Below are 16,356 nucleotides of genomic sequence, written 5' to 3'. Positions count from 1 at the left end.
CTTTATTTCATATCTAACAGTTTAGTTTTTAAATCTTTTTCCATTTGATACAGCTCTGATTCCGCCTCGGTACGCTTCGTACGTCCTTCTTCTTGTATCTTTAGCACTTCTTCTAACGTGGTAATCAAATCGGACTGTGTTTTTTTCAATGTTTCGATATCGACAATCCCCGCCTCGTTTTCACGAGCTACTTCAATCGTGTTCTGCTTGAGCAGCTCTGAATTTTTAGTAAGCAAGTCGTTTGTTGTCTTAGATACTTGCTTTTGGGCTTCCATTGCTTTCTTTTGGCGTAATAAAGTGGTTGCGATTACTACTTGATTTTTCCAAAGGGGAATAGCTGTTAAAATAGAGCTTTGAATTTTTTCAACAAGGGTCTGATTGACTTCTTGAATTAATCGAATCTGCGGTGCACTTTGAATGGCAATTTGACGGCTCAGTTTTAAATCATGCACTCGTTTTTCTAGCCTATTGATAAATTGATTTAAATCATTGACCTCCTGAGCCATCAAGTAGTCATTTTTTTGAGATGCTGTTTGCTGAAGCTGGGGCAGCGTTTCATTCTGCAGCGCCACTAACTTGTATTCTGCCGCTGCAATGTAGACGTTAAGCGCCTCGTAAAACTGTTTATTTTTATCATATAAGCTATCTAGCATTGTAATGTCTCGATACAGCATTTGTTTTGAGCGCTCTAACTTATCTGCAATTTTATCAATTTCAACATTAATGCTTTGATATTTTGTTAATAAATTTTGAATAGGCCTAGAGACTCCTGAAAACAATCGACCGATAACTCCTTTTTTCTTTGCAGAAAAATCATCGGGATTCACTTGGCGAATCTTACTCATTAAATCTCCTATAACGTCTCCTACTGGTCCCGTATCTTTCGTTTGCACATGCTGTAGCACAGATTGAGAAAACTGAGATAGTTCTGACTGAGCTGCTACCCCGTACTGTAAGATAGCCTGCTGATTTTTATAATCAATTTGATTTGCGATTTTCTGTGCTTTTTCCTGATATTCCGGTGTCAAATCATCGTATGTGTTTCTTTTTGCAGCGCGAGAGTCCGATTGTACCTGCGGGGTAGGCGACGCAAAAGGATCATCAAGCAGCGCATCTAACGATTGATTTTGATTATATTCTTTCATCATAAAATCCCATCCTTTGCATTTACGTTACTTTGTGCGATTAGTAGCTGTCGGTATATACGGCTGCTCTTCTTCAAATGCTTGTTTTAGCACTTTAAGCTCTACATCTAATGTCAGCTTATCTTGTGAAAGAGCATTTGTTAATAAATGCTCATACTTCCCTGATAACCCGCGCAGCATGTCTTCCGCTTCATGAAGACTTTCTTTGACTTCTATGCTTTTCGTTGGTTTTGATAATAAAAACATATACCTTTCAATGACGGTAACCGTTGATTGTAAGTAGTTCGTAAAAAAGGGCTGAACATCTTTATAACGTGCGGGCTCTTTTTCTACCATTTCAATGATGCTTTTACCTACTTTGTATAGTTTAGAAAGTTCTGTCCACATATGAACAGACCGAATTTTAAAACGATAGCTTCCAATGGTTCTTAATTGCTTTCTTGCCTCTTTTACTTGATGACGAACGTATGCAATTTCTTCTCTATACGGATTTTGATAATGACGTCGAGCACTGCTTATAATAAAGAACAGGCTCATCACGACCATTACTCCTATACTAATGCCAAAGGATTGAATCATCGTGGTACTAAATCCAAAATAGCTGACCGGAACGGCTACTGCTCCTGTTACCCAAATGGCAAGAATCTTTTTTATGATTCGAACGACTTTCATCGCTTTCACTCCTATCTCAAATGTGACCGAACTTTTAAACGTATACATATTATACCATTGTCTTCCCGTCTCTTAAAACGATTACTGTTATAATTTATATACGGATAAAACCTTTAAAGGTTTCACAAAACAAAAAAACAGGCAGCTATTAAAAGCTGCCTGTTTTTTATTGATCTTCGCGCTTGTTGTAATCATACTTCGAGCGTTCAATTGGTTTGAACCCTTCTGGTGTATGAAAGCGGAGTAAATCTCCGTAAACAAGTTTATCTGATAGTTCTAGCTTTTTCTTAACTAGTTCATCATACTTATCGTACTGTTTCGCTTCCTTATCTGAAAGCTGCTTGCCCGTTGCATTGTCATACACTTTCTGGTCAACTTTTGTTACCTTAGGTGTAACAAAGTCACCGTTACGGAAAGGCACAACTTGCTGATGTTCTTTTGATAATAAGTCTGTACCAAAGTCAATATAGTCTTTTGTATCAAGACCTAATAAATGCATCACTGTTGGACGAACATCTACGTCTCCACCATACGTATGATTTACGCCGCCTTTAAGGCCTGGTGAAGTAATAAATAATGGTACGCGCTGCAGCTGAGCTTGTTCAAAATCATTGATGTTTTTACCCATTACTTTGCCCATTGCACGCTTATGGTTTTCAGAAATACCGTAGTGGTCACCGTACATCACGACCATCGTATTGTCTGCTAAGCCAGAGGCCTGTAAATCCTCAAAGAATTGCTTGATTGATTCATCTAAATAACGAGCCGTTTGGAAGTATTGGTCAACTGACTTATCTCCCGTATTGTGAGGTCCAATCGTTTGGTCTTCCTTATCTAGCGGATAAGGGAAGTGGTTTGATAACGTAATGAACTTCGCGCTAAATGGCTGCTTTAAGCCTTTTAGGTACGGCATTGATTCTTTAAAGAATGGTTTATCTTTTAAACCATAGTTCAGCGTATCTTCGTCTGACATATTGTAATAAGCTGAATCAAAGAATTTTTCTACACCCATTGATTTATACATTTCGTCACGGTTCCAGAACGATTTTCCATTTCCGTGGAACACAGATGTTGTATAGCCTTGCTGATCTAGAATACCAGACAGCGACTGATAGGTGTTATTTGCTTTTGTTGTAAATACAGAACCTTGAGGTAAGCCGAATAATGAGTTCTCCATCATGAATTCAGCATCTGATGTTTTACCTTGCCCTGTTTGATGGAAGAAGTTATCGAAATACATTGTGTTCTGATCTTTTAATAGTGAATTTAAGAATGGCGTTACTTCTTCACCATTTAACTTATAACCAATCATAAATGACTGAAGTGACTCTAATGAAATATAGATGACGTTTTTGCCTTTTGCTTGACCGAAATATTCTTTGTTCGGCTCAGCATATGTTGCTTTTGCATAGTTCTCTACCTCAGCCACATCACTGCTATCTGCTAGCGCGCGCTGTGCTGAAGATTTCGAGCTCTGGATGATGTCATAGATCGTATAGTTATACGTTCCTAAATATTTTACTAAATAGTTGCGGTCAAATGTTCTTGTTAATAGTTGCGGACGATCCATTTCCGCTAGTGCGATGTTGGCACTTAAGAATAAAATCCCTGATAAAAATACACCTGTCACAGTACGTCGACTAATCGTTGCTGGTAAGTCAACTTTTTTCCATAGTACTAAAACTAAAAGAATAAAGAAATCTGTGAAGTATAAAATATCAGTTGGGCTAATTAAAGCCATGGCACTGCCGCCTAATTGACCAAAGTTGTTTGACTGAGTCAATACAGGAACAGTAATAAAATCATTAAAGAAGCGATAGTACACTACATTTGCGTACAGGATGAATGAAAGTAAAAAATTCATTCCAAGCAGTGCTCGTACTTTTCCGCGCCCTTTAAATAGTAGTGCAATGGCAAAAAAGAAAATTGCCGAACCAATTGGGTTTATGAAAAGTAAGAACTTTTGCATAAAATTATCTAGCCCTAAGTTAAATTCGATACGATAAACGGTATACGTTTTAATCCAAAACAACAAAACTGCAATTAGAAATAACGGCAGCTGTTTCGAAAAAATATTTTTACCGTTTGTCATGAGCTGTTTCATATTCCCACCTCTGTCTCTATTGAAATTTAAGCTCACTTTTATTTTTATAGTAAATGTAAAAAGAAATCTCTCTTACAAAAAATGTAAGAGAGCTAATCTGTTCTTTCACATTTTAACTCTTTTAAAAAAATTGTCAACACCGCTACGTATAATTTTCACCAAACGTGAGAAAATAACTACTTTCTTATTCCCAGCTATATCGGCTTTCAAACACAAATGTTTCCTATGCTTTTTTCTTCTCACTATTTAATACGGACAGCTTCTCTTTAAGTTTCACTATTTTATATTTATTTTTTATTTTGTCCACTATACATATAAATTTAACACTTGCCTTAGTTTTCCTTCTCCTTTACAAGAGAATGCATAAAAGCACTTGTGAATATTTGTTATATCAATACCTCTTATTTTCTTTTCTTTCTACAGTAAACCACATATTTTGAGTTATTTCTTTCTTTAAATTTGAAAAAAATGTGTCAGTTTGCATCGAAAATTTTTATTTTTTTACCTTTTTGTTTATAATATAAATTATAAATATTATTTGAAATTTCAGATCTCTTTAACGTCTGATCTAGAAAGTGCATTTTTTATATAAAGTTGGAATGAGTATGGGCTATGCATGCTTGTATACCTAGAAGTTTAAACGTCTTACATTTTTATAAAGGAGAAAAAATGAAAGAATGTATTGTTTTCATTACAAATATTATTAATGTATTGCACGACGGATTAATTTATATTTTTTATTTACTAGGATTTTCTCTTTCAGATAAAGAACTTCACTTCTGGATTATTGGTATTATTGGACTTCTCACGTTTTTAAGCGTTTATATGATCTTTAAATTATTGTCAAAGTGGAAATTTAGTATTACAGCTATTTCTTTTATCTATACCCTTACCGTTATGCTTGTCTTAGTTTTTGCCATTGAAATTCAGCAAGGAATTACCACTCGGGGCAATATGGAATTTGATGATGCCATAGCAGGTTTATGGGGGTTTTTAGTCTTTTTTAGTATTTATATCGCCTTTGCTTCTTTTTTTCTTTTATCCAAGAAGTTATTGTCTTCGAATAAGGAGAAAAAGATAAAAAACGAGGCCCCTACTCGGAGCCAAAGGCACGTGAATTAATTTCATTTGAGTTTCAAAACAACTTGATGAATTCGTATTCGATTATATCGTTGAACCAAGATAAACGGTACGTTTGCGACAATCGCATAAATAACCATCCAAACACCTATAGAAGGAGAGTTCCATATAAAAAAAAGAATAGAAGGAAGTATGCTGATCCAGTGAGTTAACTCTGCTCGATTTGTTTCAATTAAAAAAAGCTGTGCATATTCCTTCGTTCTACTCTCCCATTTCTTTTTATAAAATCCTCGCTTAAATAGCTTTCCTGCATCAGGAAGCCACGTTTTCCATCGGTGCACCCCGAATTTTTTATATATCCCAACTGTTTCCCACCTTTGAACCTTAAACAGCGCAAGGTCCTTCTTTAAATAAAAGGCAGAAATTTTTGTGCATCTGTAGGCGATGAACATGTGAATCACAAACCATGCCATGATATTAATTAAGAGCTGAGCACCTGTCATTTTATCACTTTCTTCTTTTTTTCTTCTTCTATAGATATGCTGCGTTCTTTCCATTTAACTTGCTTTCTCACCGCCGTTTGGACGAAAGACCATACGAATAGACCCAGAAAAAACAGTATATGAATAGGAAATAAGCACAAAGAAAAAAAGGTAAACGAACCTATTTTTCTTAAGCTATTAAATAAGAGGCTTACATAGCAAACATAGCTGCTAATTGCCAAGCCTGCATGTTGATTCCATAGAGTCGGTAAAAAAAGGATATAATTAATCATGCTAGTAAGCCACAAGCTTACTAGAAATAAATAAATGGCTTCCGTTTTCCCCGCACCTGAAGCAAAACTTTTACTCCACCCTCTTATAAGGCTTTTCATACCATTTGGATACATGCGCATGGAAAGAGCTCCCTGTCCACTCATACACGTAATAAATTCACCTTGTTTGTTCATTTTCTCAACCAGCGCCATATTTTCAACCACTTCTTTTTTTATCCCTTCGTGGCCTCCGCTTTGAAAGTAGGAGGCTGCGCTGCAAAGCAAGCACTGCCCGAAACCGACAGAAGGACTTTTCCAATTTTTAAAGGGGTGAAACGCGCCAATCGATGCAAACGTAACATAGTGAAATAAAGCAGAAAGCATTTCATAAGGCCTCTTAACAAGGTGATAAGGATGAACCGACAGCACACCCCCTTGCTGTTGATAATAGAAAAATACTTTTTCAATTCCGTCTTTCTCTACTGTAATATCAGCATCTAAAAACAAAAGCACCGAGCCTTTTGCTTCTCGTGCTCCATTCCAGCATGCCCATGACTTTCCTAGCCACCCAGCTGGAAGTGCGCCCGGTTGCACTACTTTTACGCCAAATGCTTTGGCTACCCTCTCAGTATTATCTGTTGAGTTGTCATCTACAACAATCACTTCAAAGTCAGCGTTCCGTAACTGGAGTGACTGCAATAAAAAGGTAAGGTTTCTTTCTTCATTTCTAGCTGGAATAATAATGGACAAACATGACATATTGTTTCTTACTATTTTTACACGTTTAAATGTAGGGATAGTGATGACAAGCGTAGCTGTCAAGACAAGAGCAACCAGTAAAAAAGACATCCTTTTCTCCTTTCCTTCACGTATGAAAATTAGCGAACTGGACAAAATAAAAAGTTGTAGACCTATTTTTATTTTGCGTGAAGTCATTTTATACACATTGTTGACAACTCGCTTTTGTTTTATAAGGAGGAAAAAGATGAAAAAGAAAGTAATTGTTGTAGGCGCAGGTTTAGGTGGTCTGTCAGCTGCTATTCGTCTGTCAGCTGATGGATATGATGTAACAGTCGTTGAAAAAAGCGAGCGAATTGGCGGTAAGTTAAATATTCGCAGCGGCAAAGGATTTTCTTTCGATACAGGACCTTCTATTTTAACGATGCCGTGGGTGCTAGAGCAGCTGTTTGACAGTGCAGGCCGCAATATCCACGACTACTTAACAATAGAACGAATTGAGCCTCAGTGGAGAACTTTTTTCCAAGATGGAACACAAATTGATTTGACCAGTGACCTTCCTCGCATGCTTCAGCAGCTTCAAGAACTTGCTCCAGAAGACATTGAAGGTTTTTTTGACTATTTATCTTATGCAAATAAAATGTATGAATCGAACTTAAAAAGTTTTTATAAAAAAAGTTTATCTGGACTGCATGATTTACGAACGATGCACACGGTAAAAGAACTGCTTCAAATGGATCCAATGAGATCTATGGATGCTACTACACGCAAATATTTTTCAAACAAACATTTGCGTCAATTGTTTAATTTTTTAATTATGTACATCGGTTCTTCTCCTTATCATGCACCGGCTGTATTAACACAGCTTGCTCATGTTCAACTAGGATTAGGTATTTATTACGTAAAAGGCGGAATGTACAAAATCGCTGAAGCGATGGATAAGCTTCTTCAAGAGCTTGGCGTCACTGTGCATCTAAATACGCCGGTAAAAGAAATCACAACAAGCGGAGCAAAGGCAACTGGGATTACACTAGAAAATGGCGAGAATCTATCAGCAGATATTGTGGTATCTAATCTAGAAGCAATTCCAACTTACCGCTATTTATTAAAAAATCATGCGCAGGCAGCTAAGCAAACTCAGCAGCTTGCTAAATTCGAGCCTACTGTTTCTGGCCTTGTTCTTTTATTAGGGGTTAACAAACAGTACAAGCAGCTTCAACATCATAATTTCTTCTTCTCAAAGGATCAGAAAGAAGAGTTTGATACAATCTTTAACAAAGGTCAAGTAGCCATGGATCCGACAATTTACATTGGCGTATCGTCTAAATCAGACCCTACGCAAGCTCCTGAAGGAAAAGAAAATCTGTTCGTTCTTACCCATGTACCTCCTTTAAAAGAAGGCGACGACTGGGCTGCATTAAAAGACCGCTACCGGGAAGTCATATTGAAAAAGCTTGAGGCAATGGGATTAGAAGACTTACGTTCAAGCATTGAGTTTGAATATACGTTTACTCCTAACGATATCCAAGAGCTTTACGGTGCTAACGGTGGGTCCATTTATGGGGTAGCAACTGACCGTAAGAAAAATGGAGGTTTTAAAATTCCGGCAAGAAGTCAGCTTCTTTCTAACCTTTATTTTGTGGGCGGCTCTACACACCCTGGAGGCGGCGTGCCAATGGTGACATTATCAGGTCAGCTTACAGCGGACGCAATTAATGAAGATTTTCAGATTCCTCGTATGCAAAAAGATATTGGATAATGAAAAAGTGCAGGAAATTCCTGCACTTTTTTTAAAAGTTCATTTTTGACTGTCCACCGTCTACGTTTAACGTAGCACCCACTATCCATGAAGCTTGAGAAGATGCTAAAAAAACAACGGCGTTTGCCACTTCTTCCGGCTCCCCAAAGCGCCCTGCTGGTATTTCGTTTTCAACAAACTGCTTAATTTTCTCCGGATTTTCATCCATTCTTTTTTTCCAATTACCCGTTTCATGCAAAATGCTTCCCGGCGCTACTCCATTTACACGAATTCCTTTAGAAATCATTTCATCTGCAAACGACTTTGTAAAGCTGATAAGCGCTGCTTTTGCGTTATTGTACGTGACTTTCCCTCCACTTTCTCTCCCGAAAATAGACGTCACATTAACGATTGCCGCATCTTTTGTCATACGAGCTGCTGCTAGCTTGCTCAAATGAACAGCTGAAAAATAGTTAAGCTCCATCGCTTCTTTGAAAAGGGATAAATCTGTTTCCATTGCCTTGCTTCCATTACTTCCTCCAGCGTTATTAATTAAAATATCAATGCTTCCGAAGTCTTTAATGAATTTCTCGATTAATGCAACTCTGTCTGATTCGTTTGTTAGGTCTGCTGTATATGTACGTACGTTTTCTAATTTTGACTGTGCATCCTGTAGCGCTTCCTCTCCTCTTGCCGCAATTCCAACGTTTGCTCCTTCTTGAATAAACGAGGCAGCAATAGCTTTCCCAATTCCTTTTGACCCGCCGGTAATAAGTACATTTTTATTTTGCAACTGTAAATCCACACGTATCCCTCCACGTTAAATGATAATTACTATACTTTCTATCATAGCTCACTGCCTGTCAAAATTAAAATCATATACTGTTTTACCTTTTTACTCCTTTTAAACCGGTGCGTTTTATGGATACGTTCTTTGAATTTATTGTCAGAACTCTTAGCAAAAACAAGCCACGGCGTGATATAATGCTTTTTGGTGTAAATGTTTTCAAATTGGGGGTTTTTTAATGCAACAAATGTTTTCAACGTCTCAAAAAGTTAAGCAGTTCATTTTTATTTTATTTCCGATATTGGTCACCCAGTTTGGAATGTTTTCAATGACTTTTTTTGATACGATGATGTCAGGAAGGGTAAGTGCAGACGACTTGGCAGGGGTAGCGATTGGTTCAAGCTTATGGGTGCCTATTTTTACAGGGCTAAGCGGAATTTTAATGTCTATTACGCCAATTGTTGCACAGCTTGTCGGAGCTAATCAAAAGAAAAAAGTTCCGTTCTCCGTCATTCAAGGGCTTTATGTCTCCATTTTAATGGCCGTTGTTATTATTTTAATCGGCTTTTTTGTTGTTGATCCTATTTTAAAAGGGATGAATTTAGAAGCAAACGTAATGCGCATTGCCAAACAGTATTTAATTGCTTTATCTTTTGGTATTATTCCGCTTTTTATTTATACGGTTTTACGAAACTTTATTGATGCTTTAGGGCAAACTCGTACGTCTATGCTTATCACCATTTTAGGGCTTCCGGTTAATGTAGCTTTAAACTATGTATTAATCTTCGGTAAGCTGGGCTTCCCACACTTGGGTGGAGTAGGCTCCGGTTATGCAACTGCCGTTACGTATTGGTGCATACTCATTGTATCCATTGTAATTATTCATAAAAAAGAACCTTTTTCTAACTTCAGTTTATTTAAGAGATTTCACCGTATCTCTTTTTCTACTTGGAAAGAAATATTAAAAATTGGTTTACCTATCGGTTTTTCGGTCTTTTTCGAAACAAGTATTTTTTCAGCCGTCACGCTGTTTATGAGCTCGTATAATACCATTACAATCGCTTCTCACCAAGCAGCTATTAATTTTGCCTCATTTCTCTATATGATTCCGCTGAGTATTTCTATGGCTTTAACGATTGTTGTTGGATTTGAAGCGGGTGCTAAGCGTCATCAAGATGCACGAAGCTATAGCAGGATCGGTGTAACTATCGCTGTGGGCATGGCTTTTGTTTGCGCAGGTCTTTTATTTACTCTTCGAGAATCAGTAGCATCTTTATATACAAAAGATGCAGAGGTACTCGCATTAACTTCTCATTTTTTGATTTATGCAATTTTCTTTCAGCTTTCTGATGCTCTTCAAGCTCCTATTCAAGGCGCTCTGCGAGGATATAAGGATGTAAATGTTACCTTTTTAATGTCCTTGGTATCTTATTGGGTAATTGGTCTACCTTTAGGCATTGTTTTAGCAAAATACACCGATTTGCAGGCGTTTGGCTATTGGATTGGACTAATTGCGGGGCTTGCTGCAGGAGCAACAGGACTTGCGTATCGTTTGATAAAAATACAAAAAAAGCAGCTGCTAGAGGAGAATAAATCTTCTCGAACGGCTTAAACAAAAAAAGAACGTTCTCAAAAGAACGTTCTTTTTTTGTTTAAAAATGGATTGATACTCTTCCTTATACTAAGGCCTAAAACTTCTTATTTGTTTAAGGTACGCTCTAACTCTTGTAAAAGCTGTTCCGCACCTTTTTTACTTAACACAACGTTTCCATTCCCAAAGGTTAAGTTTTCGCGCGTAATTTCCCCAGTTACTAAGCAAGCACCATACGGGCTATACTTTTGTAAAATAATAATATCTTCATCAACATATATTTCTACTGGATCACCTGTGTTGATATTTAAAATGCGGCGCAATTCAATAGGAATTACTACGCGACCCAATTCATCTACTTTTCTTACAATTCCTGTAGACTTCATAAAATCCATTCCTTTCATAGTAAACAAATAATATCTTCTCGATACAAATCTAGTCAAATTCGTCAGAGTTGCTAAAACCAAAATGCTTCAATGATGGTCTGATAACGGTTTATAAGTTCTTAAAATATGGCAAATAACGCATTAAATAGATTTATATACACTTTGTATCATATCAATTCGTACACTATTTATGAATAGTACATAATCTTTAAAATCGAATTCATCCATATATGTTAAAAGTGTGTATTTTATCCATAATATAACTATATATCCATCTTTTACACTACTTTGTACCCATTTTATAACTTTTATTCCGACATAAGACGACAAAATCAGCTATAGAAAAAACGTGTCTTTTCTAACTAAAGACACGTTCATTTGGACCCGAAGTTGTCACGAATAGCTTTTTGAATCATAGCTTCACACCGCTCCAACTCTACTTTTAATTGTTTTTTATATAGTTTAGCTTTCTCTTCTCCCTCATTTGTAAATGTATAATAAACCACTTCTTGAAGCTTCATTCCTTCTTTTTTACGCTTCACCTGTTTGAGGACACCGTCTTCAATCAAGTCATGAAGGGCTTTGTATACTTCAGAATGATTAGGTTTGAACCCAAAAGGGCGAAATTCATCTCTCAACACATCTAATAACCGAAGGCCATACAGACGCTCTTGTTCTGTCATCGTAATCATATATAATTTTAAGAAAGCACGTTGTTTTAATAGAAAACCACTGGATGTACGCTTTTCTCTCATCTCAACTTCCTCCTTCACATACTTGCTTTCATTCAGGAAAATAGAAAGCTCTATACGTAATTATACTTTTTTTATTCTACATAATCCTTCTTTTTCACTCAAAATCTCTTTTTTTTCTCACATTTTTTCACTTATTTACGCGTTTTTCTCATTCTTTGTAAGCAGGCATTGAATTTTCTTTTTTTCATATATATAGAAGGAATTTACGTGAATATAAGGAGGGGTTCCTTTGAGTAAAAAATATGAAGAGATTGATTGGGGTTCGATTCAGCATAAGGTAGAAGATATGCTTGGAAATCACTTTTGGAGCGATTTAAATCACATCTTACCAAAGCGATTTCCAAACGTCGACTTATATGAAACCGATAAAGAAGGCATTATCGTCGTTGAGGTTCCTGGACTGCATTCAACTAACGACATTCAAATCAAGTTGGACGCAAATATATTAACAGTTGAAGGGAACGTTCCTTATGCTTATGAAGCTTCTAAACAAAAGTTAAAGCTCAACGAACGCCATACAGGCGTATTTTCTCGCACGGTCAAACTTCCTTTTCACTACACAGACGAACCAGTTCGCGCTAAGTACAAAAATGGATTATTGGAAATTCGACTGAATAAGATAGAAAATGACCAAACCATTGCCATACAATTTGAAGATGATTAACTGCACGTAACAAAAACCCTTCTGTTAGCAGAAGGGTTTTTGTTAGAGCGCTGAACTTAACACAATGTTTCCTTTTGGCGTCTTATTATTCGCGTTCGGTTCTAAAGTAATCGCCATAACATCCCACTTTTCAGTCTGTTCTTTTTGGCTCATCGTATAGACCACTGTCCCGTTTCCATTTTTATCTGTTACAAAAGCACCTGCCGGATGAGGCTTATCACCTTTTATGAGCCACACCTGATAGACTTCATTCCCCTTTACGTTTTTCAAGTTATTCGCTTGAATAACCACATTTAAATTTCCACCTTTTTTCGTAAGAGATGCTGTTGCTTCGCCAGAAACGTTCGGCTCTGCCTGCAGCTTCATTGTTTTCTCAGATGTAAGAGGTTCGTTTTGAGGAGCAACCGAAACATTTGGCTCTTGTTTGCCTTTGTCTCCATCTTTCAACAGAAAGTAGCTGTTTCCTGCAAGGGATAAAAGAAGTGCCGCAGCTAATCCAATAATGATGGACTTTTTATTTGATTTCTTAGACGCAGCATGTTGTTTTTCACTTTTTAAAGCGATTGGTTCTCTCTTTGTCTCATCTTGATCTTCTTCAAATACGTTCGCAAGTATTCGCTGTTTCATTTCTGGCGGAGGAGATTGTTCTGGTGTCAAATACGTTAGATCTCCAAGAACTTCCTCCAGCTCTCTTAGTTCTTCTTGACAGCTTTGACAGTTTTTCAAGTGCATTTCAAACTCTTTTTTCTCATGGGAAGTCAACTGATCATTATAGTAATCAATTAGTTTATTGCACATACTCATGAATCAGCTCTCCCTTCTGTATCAGTACCTAAATATGTTTTTAATTTCCGCAACGCTAATCGCACCCTACCCTTTACTGTTCCTAATGGGATTTGCTGCTCTTCTGCTACTTTTTGCTGCGTTAATCCCTTAAAATAAACGGATTGAATAATCTTTTTTTGGTCTTCAGACAATTTTGATACGGCGTGCCGTACTCTCTGCTGTTCTTCTTTCCACTGAAGCTGCTCGTCAATCTGAGGATGATCATCTTCAATAAAATCAAAAATTTCTTCTGAGAAAATAGGATCGTTTTTTCTTTTTCTTACAATATCAATCGCGGTGTTTCTTGTAATCGTAAACAGCCATGATGAAAACTTCCCTTTTTCATCGCTGTAAACTCCTTTTCCTCTCCACAGCTTAATAAATACTTCTTGAACAGCTTCTTCAGCAATATCAGAGCTATTTGTTAACCGGTATATAAACGAATAAAGAATTCGCTCATACTTGTCATACAGCAGTTCAAGGGCTTTTTTGTCTCGTTCTTTTATTCTATTGTATAAGACAACGTCGTTTTGCTCTTTCATACCCTTCTCCTTTAACTCTTATGAGTCCTTATTATATAATCGAATTACCTTTGAATTTGGATCACTTTCACATCTTTTAAACGTACCTTTATTTTTCAAAAATAACAAGTAATTATACTTTTTTTATGGAATAGGAGCGAAATCGTCCAATGAAACATTTAATTCTTTTTGATGGTATATGTAATTTATGTAATAGCAGTGTTCAATATATTATTAAACATGATGAACAAGCTTTGTTTTCTTTCGCTTCTCTTCAATCAGATTTCGGAAAGCAGCAGCTAGCCTCTCACGGCTTACTTCCTGAGCAATTAGACAGCATTGTATATATTCATGGAAAACAAAGATATGTAAAATCAACGGCTGCTTTAAAAATCGCTAAGCGCTTAGATGGACCCGTTAAATTTTTATATGCTTTCATTATCATTCCTGCACCTATTCGAGATATAGTATACAACTGGATCGCTCGCAACCGATATAAGTGGTTTGGCAAACAGCAGCACTGCATGCTCCCAACTTCTGATATGAAAAAGCGGTTTGTTGATGACTAAAAAAGTTTGGGATATAGAGAAAAAACAGTTCCAAAGAGGAATGTATGTTAAGGAAGTTTATTCATTAAAAAATCCGAACTGATTCAACATTCTAATGAAAGAATGCTGAACTATAGTTCGGATTTTTCAGCTAACATATGGTTGTACGAGTTTTTTAACTTCCACCCATTGCTTTTTTATTCGTTGCTTCAATTGCCTGTTTCATTATTAAAGAGAAGTCCTGTTCTTTCATCACTTTTAACCCTTCGGCAGTAGCGCCGCCTGGAGTTGTTACTTGCTCTCTTAAAGACGCAGGATCTTTGGTTTCATGCAGCATTTGTACAGAGCCATACATCATTTGAATAACTAAATCTTTGGCTGTTTTTTCGTCTACACCGTAAGCAGTAGTTGCATCAATTAACGATTCTGCAAAATAATATAAAAACGCAGGTGCACTGCCAGTTACAGCCGTTAGCTCATGTACTTCTTTCTCTGAACACTCATGCGCTTCACCAATTCCTTTTAAAATCATGTGAAGCACTTCTTTATGCTCTTTTGTGGCAAAAGTTCCAAGTGTATACAGTGACATCGATTGTCCAATCATAGCAGCTGTATTTGGCATAATCCAAGCGACAGGCGTATCCTGCGGAAGATGATTTTCTAAGTAACTCGGACCAATCCCTGCCGCTAACGTTACGACAAATTGTTGATTTAAATGAGTCGAAAGTTCCTTGAGCACGGAGGGATGGGCCTCAGGAGGCATCGCTAAAATAATAACATCCGAATTGTCAACTTCTTGGCGCCAATTTTGCGTCGTTTGTACGCCGTACGTTTTTTCAACACGCTGTAACCGCTCAATGTCTCCGTTGTTTGACATCACCACTGCCTCAATACTGTCAGCGCTGCTCGTAACCAAACCAGCCGCTACAGCTTCAGCCATTCGTCCTGCTCCAATAAATAAAATTCGCTGTTTTTTCATCTGTTACTCCCAGTTATATGTCCAGAATTCTTCTCTAGTTAATAAACGTTCCATTTGCGGATAGTCAGATAAGCGGTCGAAGTCAATTGCGTTCATCATTCCTTCTGTTTGAGAACGATGGGCTTTTAACGCTTCAATTTTTTTATCTTTCATCGCTGTTACATCAAAAATAACATCTGGTTCTCCAATATGTTCAATACGATCTTTCGAAAACGCATGACACCAAACAACCGGACGCTTTTCTTTTGGCATACGTTTTACCGCTTGAATCGTAGCTGCTCCTGTAGCATTATGATCAGGGTGTACCGCAAAGCCAGGGTAATGCGTTAAAATGTGAGTCGGCTTTACATCGTTAATGATTTCTTCAATTTTATCTGCAAAAACATCAATATCAAGAAATTCCAGCATTTTATCACGAAGCCCTAGCATACGCAAGTCTTGAATATCTAAAACGTTCGCTAAATCTAAAAGTTCTTTTTTTCGGATTTGGGGTAAAGTTTCACGGTTAGCAAACAGCGGTCTACCCATATTTCGTCCCATTTCACCTAGCGTAATACAGGCATATGTAACGGGCGTTCCTTTTTGTCTCGCTTGCGTGATCATTCCTGCTGCTCCATATGCTTCATCGTCAGGATGCGGAAATACAATTAATAATCTTTCTTCCATGTTCTATTCTCCTCTCTTTTCTGTTATGAAAACGGATGTTCACTTAATTGAAGGGCAACTGCTAAACGACCTTCAAAGTCATGCCCAGCTAGAAGAAGTCGACCTTCTTCATCAATTTCCCAATCTGTTAATCCCTCTGCATAAATCCATCCTAAGTCAATTTGAAGACCTACACGATAAGGACCTTCTCCAGTTATCTTTCCGTTTGAAATAGTGACTTTACCATTGCGAATAAAAGCCCCAACTGTCATTACTTTTTCATTTACGTGTGAAGCATATGCACCGTTTGTCGTTTCAAGGTGTACATATACGTCTTTATTTAAAAATGTTTGTATTTTTTTTTGGACTGTTTCTTTATGAATTGGTTGCACGCTTGTTACTCCTTTCTCATGTTCATAAATTG

Annotated in this window: 18 protein-coding genes; 5 read left to right on the top strand and 13 right to left on the bottom strand. The window is 37.1% G+C overall.

Going from position 1 to position 16,356, the window contains the following annotated elements; all coding sequences use genetic code 11:
- Positions 1-2: 2 nt before the first annotated feature.
- The 3 genes from ACFX4E_RS15830 to ltaS form a co-directional block, all read right to left on the bottom strand.
- The gene (locus ACFX4E_RS15830; protein ID WP_013056731.1) at positions 3-1,148 is read right to left on the bottom strand and encodes a toxic anion resistance protein; all 1,146 of its coding nucleotides are present in this window, start codon (positions 1,146-1,148) and stop codon (positions 3-5) included.
- Between the two features lie 24 nt (positions 1,149-1,172).
- Positions 1,173-1,817, bottom strand: coding sequence for a 5-bromo-4-chloroindolyl phosphate hydrolysis family protein (locus ACFX4E_RS15825; protein WP_028408775.1), 645 nt, complete (start codon positions 1,815-1,817; stop codon positions 1,173-1,175).
- Positions 1,818-1,983: 166 nt separating this feature from the next.
- On the bottom strand, positions 1,984-3,921 hold the full coding sequence (gene ltaS / locus ACFX4E_RS15820) for a lipoteichoic acid synthase (RefSeq protein ID WP_013056729.1): 1,938 nt from the start codon (positions 3,919-3,921) through the stop codon (positions 1,984-1,986).
- Positions 3,922-4,590: 669 nt separating this feature from the next.
- Between ltaS and ACFX4E_RS15815 the strand changes: the two genes are divergently transcribed.
- Positions 4,591-5,043, top strand: a complete 453-nt coding sequence (locus ACFX4E_RS15815) for a hypothetical protein (protein WP_028408776.1) — start codon at positions 4,591-4,593, stop codon at positions 5,041-5,043.
- Positions 5,044-5,045: 2 nt separating this feature from the next.
- On the opposite strand, the gene ACFX4E_RS15810 is transcribed toward ACFX4E_RS15815, so the two are convergent.
- Both ACFX4E_RS15810 and ACFX4E_RS15805 read right to left on the bottom strand, forming a co-directional pair.
- Complete coding sequence (locus tag ACFX4E_RS15810; RefSeq protein ID WP_225049700.1) at positions 5,046-5,558, bottom strand: glycosyl-4,4'-diaponeurosporenoate acyltransferase CrtO family protein; 513 nt, start codon at positions 5,556-5,558, stop codon at positions 5,046-5,048.
- On the bottom strand, positions 5,501-6,604 hold the full coding sequence (locus ACFX4E_RS15805; RefSeq protein ID WP_028408778.1) for a glycosyltransferase family 2 protein: 1,104 nt from the start codon (positions 6,602-6,604) through the stop codon (positions 5,501-5,503). The genes ACFX4E_RS15810 and ACFX4E_RS15805 overlap by 58 nt, the downstream gene beginning before the upstream one ends.
- A gap of 136 nt (positions 6,605-6,740) precedes the next feature.
- On the opposite strand from ACFX4E_RS15805, the gene ACFX4E_RS15800 reads away from it, so the two are divergent.
- Complete coding sequence (locus ACFX4E_RS15800) at positions 6,741-8,252, top strand: phytoene desaturase family protein (protein WP_028408779.1); 1,512 nt, start codon at positions 6,741-6,743, stop codon at positions 8,250-8,252.
- 31 nt (positions 8,253-8,283) lie between these two features.
- On the opposite strand, the gene ACFX4E_RS15795 is transcribed toward ACFX4E_RS15800, so the two are convergent.
- Complete coding sequence (locus ACFX4E_RS15795; protein WP_028408780.1) at positions 8,284-9,036, bottom strand: SDR family NAD(P)-dependent oxidoreductase; 753 nt, start codon at positions 9,034-9,036, stop codon at positions 8,284-8,286.
- 220 nt (positions 9,037-9,256) lie between these two features.
- Here ACFX4E_RS15795 and ACFX4E_RS15790 point away from each other — a divergent pair, with 220 nt between their 5' ends.
- A complete protein-coding gene (locus ACFX4E_RS15790) occupies positions 9,257-10,630 on the top strand; it encodes an MATE family efflux transporter (protein ID WP_377258674.1) in 1,374 nt (457 codons plus the stop codon).
- An 86-nt stretch (positions 10,631-10,716) separates the two neighbouring features.
- On the opposite strand, the gene ACFX4E_RS15785 is transcribed toward ACFX4E_RS15790, so the two are convergent.
- Complete coding sequence (locus ACFX4E_RS15785) at positions 10,717-10,995, bottom strand: AbrB/MazE/SpoVT family DNA-binding domain-containing protein (protein WP_025752053.1); 279 nt, start codon at positions 10,993-10,995, stop codon at positions 10,717-10,719.
- Positions 10,996-11,369: 374 nt separating this feature from the next.
- Positions 11,370-11,750 (bottom strand): replication termination protein, encoded by a 381-nt coding sequence (locus ACFX4E_RS15780; RefSeq protein WP_013056721.1) that lies wholly within the window; start codon positions 11,748-11,750, stop codon positions 11,370-11,372.
- A 229-nt stretch (positions 11,751-11,979) separates the two neighbouring features.
- On the opposite strand from ACFX4E_RS15780, the gene ACFX4E_RS15775 reads away from it, so the two are divergent.
- The gene (locus ACFX4E_RS15775) at positions 11,980-12,414 is read left to right on the top strand and encodes an Hsp20/alpha crystallin family protein (RefSeq protein WP_013082862.1); all 435 of its coding nucleotides are present in this window, start codon (positions 11,980-11,982) and stop codon (positions 12,412-12,414) included.
- Between the two features lie 42 nt (positions 12,415-12,456).
- On the opposite strand, the gene ACFX4E_RS15770 is transcribed toward ACFX4E_RS15775, so the two are convergent.
- Positions 12,457-13,218: an anti-sigma factor gene (locus ACFX4E_RS15770; protein ID WP_028408782.1), complete on the bottom strand. Its 762-nt coding sequence runs from the start codon at positions 13,216-13,218 to the stop codon at positions 12,457-12,459.
- Entirely contained in the window at positions 13,215-13,781 is a 567-nt protein-coding gene (locus ACFX4E_RS15765) for an RNA polymerase sigma factor (RefSeq protein ID WP_377238019.1), read from the bottom strand. The genes ACFX4E_RS15770 and ACFX4E_RS15765 overlap by 4 nt, the downstream gene beginning before the upstream one ends.
- 149 nt (positions 13,782-13,930) lie before the next feature.
- On the opposite strand from ACFX4E_RS15765, the gene ACFX4E_RS15760 reads away from it, so the two are divergent.
- Positions 13,931-14,329 carry a thiol-disulfide oxidoreductase DCC family protein gene (locus tag ACFX4E_RS15760; RefSeq protein WP_028408783.1) on the top strand — a complete coding sequence of 133 codons (399 nt, stop codon included), beginning with the start codon at positions 13,931-13,933 and terminating at the stop codon, positions 14,327-14,329.
- A gap of 154 nt (positions 14,330-14,483) precedes the next feature.
- On the opposite strand, the gene proC is transcribed toward ACFX4E_RS15760, so the two are convergent.
- From proC to ACFX4E_RS15745, 3 genes are read right to left on the bottom strand one after another with little or no spacing between them, the layout of a single operon-like run.
- On the bottom strand, positions 14,484-15,287 hold the full coding sequence (proC, locus tag ACFX4E_RS15755; protein WP_028408784.1) for a pyrroline-5-carboxylate reductase: 804 nt from the start codon (positions 15,285-15,287) through the stop codon (positions 14,484-14,486).
- 3 nt (positions 15,288-15,290) lie between these two features.
- Positions 15,291-15,953: a bacillithiol biosynthesis deacetylase BshB2 gene (gene bshB2 / locus ACFX4E_RS15750; RefSeq protein ID WP_377258677.1), complete on the bottom strand. Its 663-nt coding sequence runs from the start codon at positions 15,951-15,953 to the stop codon at positions 15,291-15,293.
- Between the two features lie 23 nt (positions 15,954-15,976).
- On the bottom strand, positions 15,977-16,324 hold the full coding sequence (locus ACFX4E_RS15745) for a YojF family protein (protein WP_013056714.1): 348 nt from the start codon (positions 16,322-16,324) through the stop codon (positions 15,977-15,979).
- Positions 16,325-16,356: the final 32 nt, after the last annotated feature.

The sequence above is a fragment of the Priestia sp. YIM B13491 genome (genome assembly GCF_042787605.1).
Lineage (GTDB): Bacteria > Bacillota > Bacilli > Bacillales > Bacillaceae_H > Priestia > Priestia megaterium_E.
The sequence above is the reverse complement of the archived record's forward strand: the minus strand, read 5'-3'. Positions and strand labels throughout refer to the sequence as shown.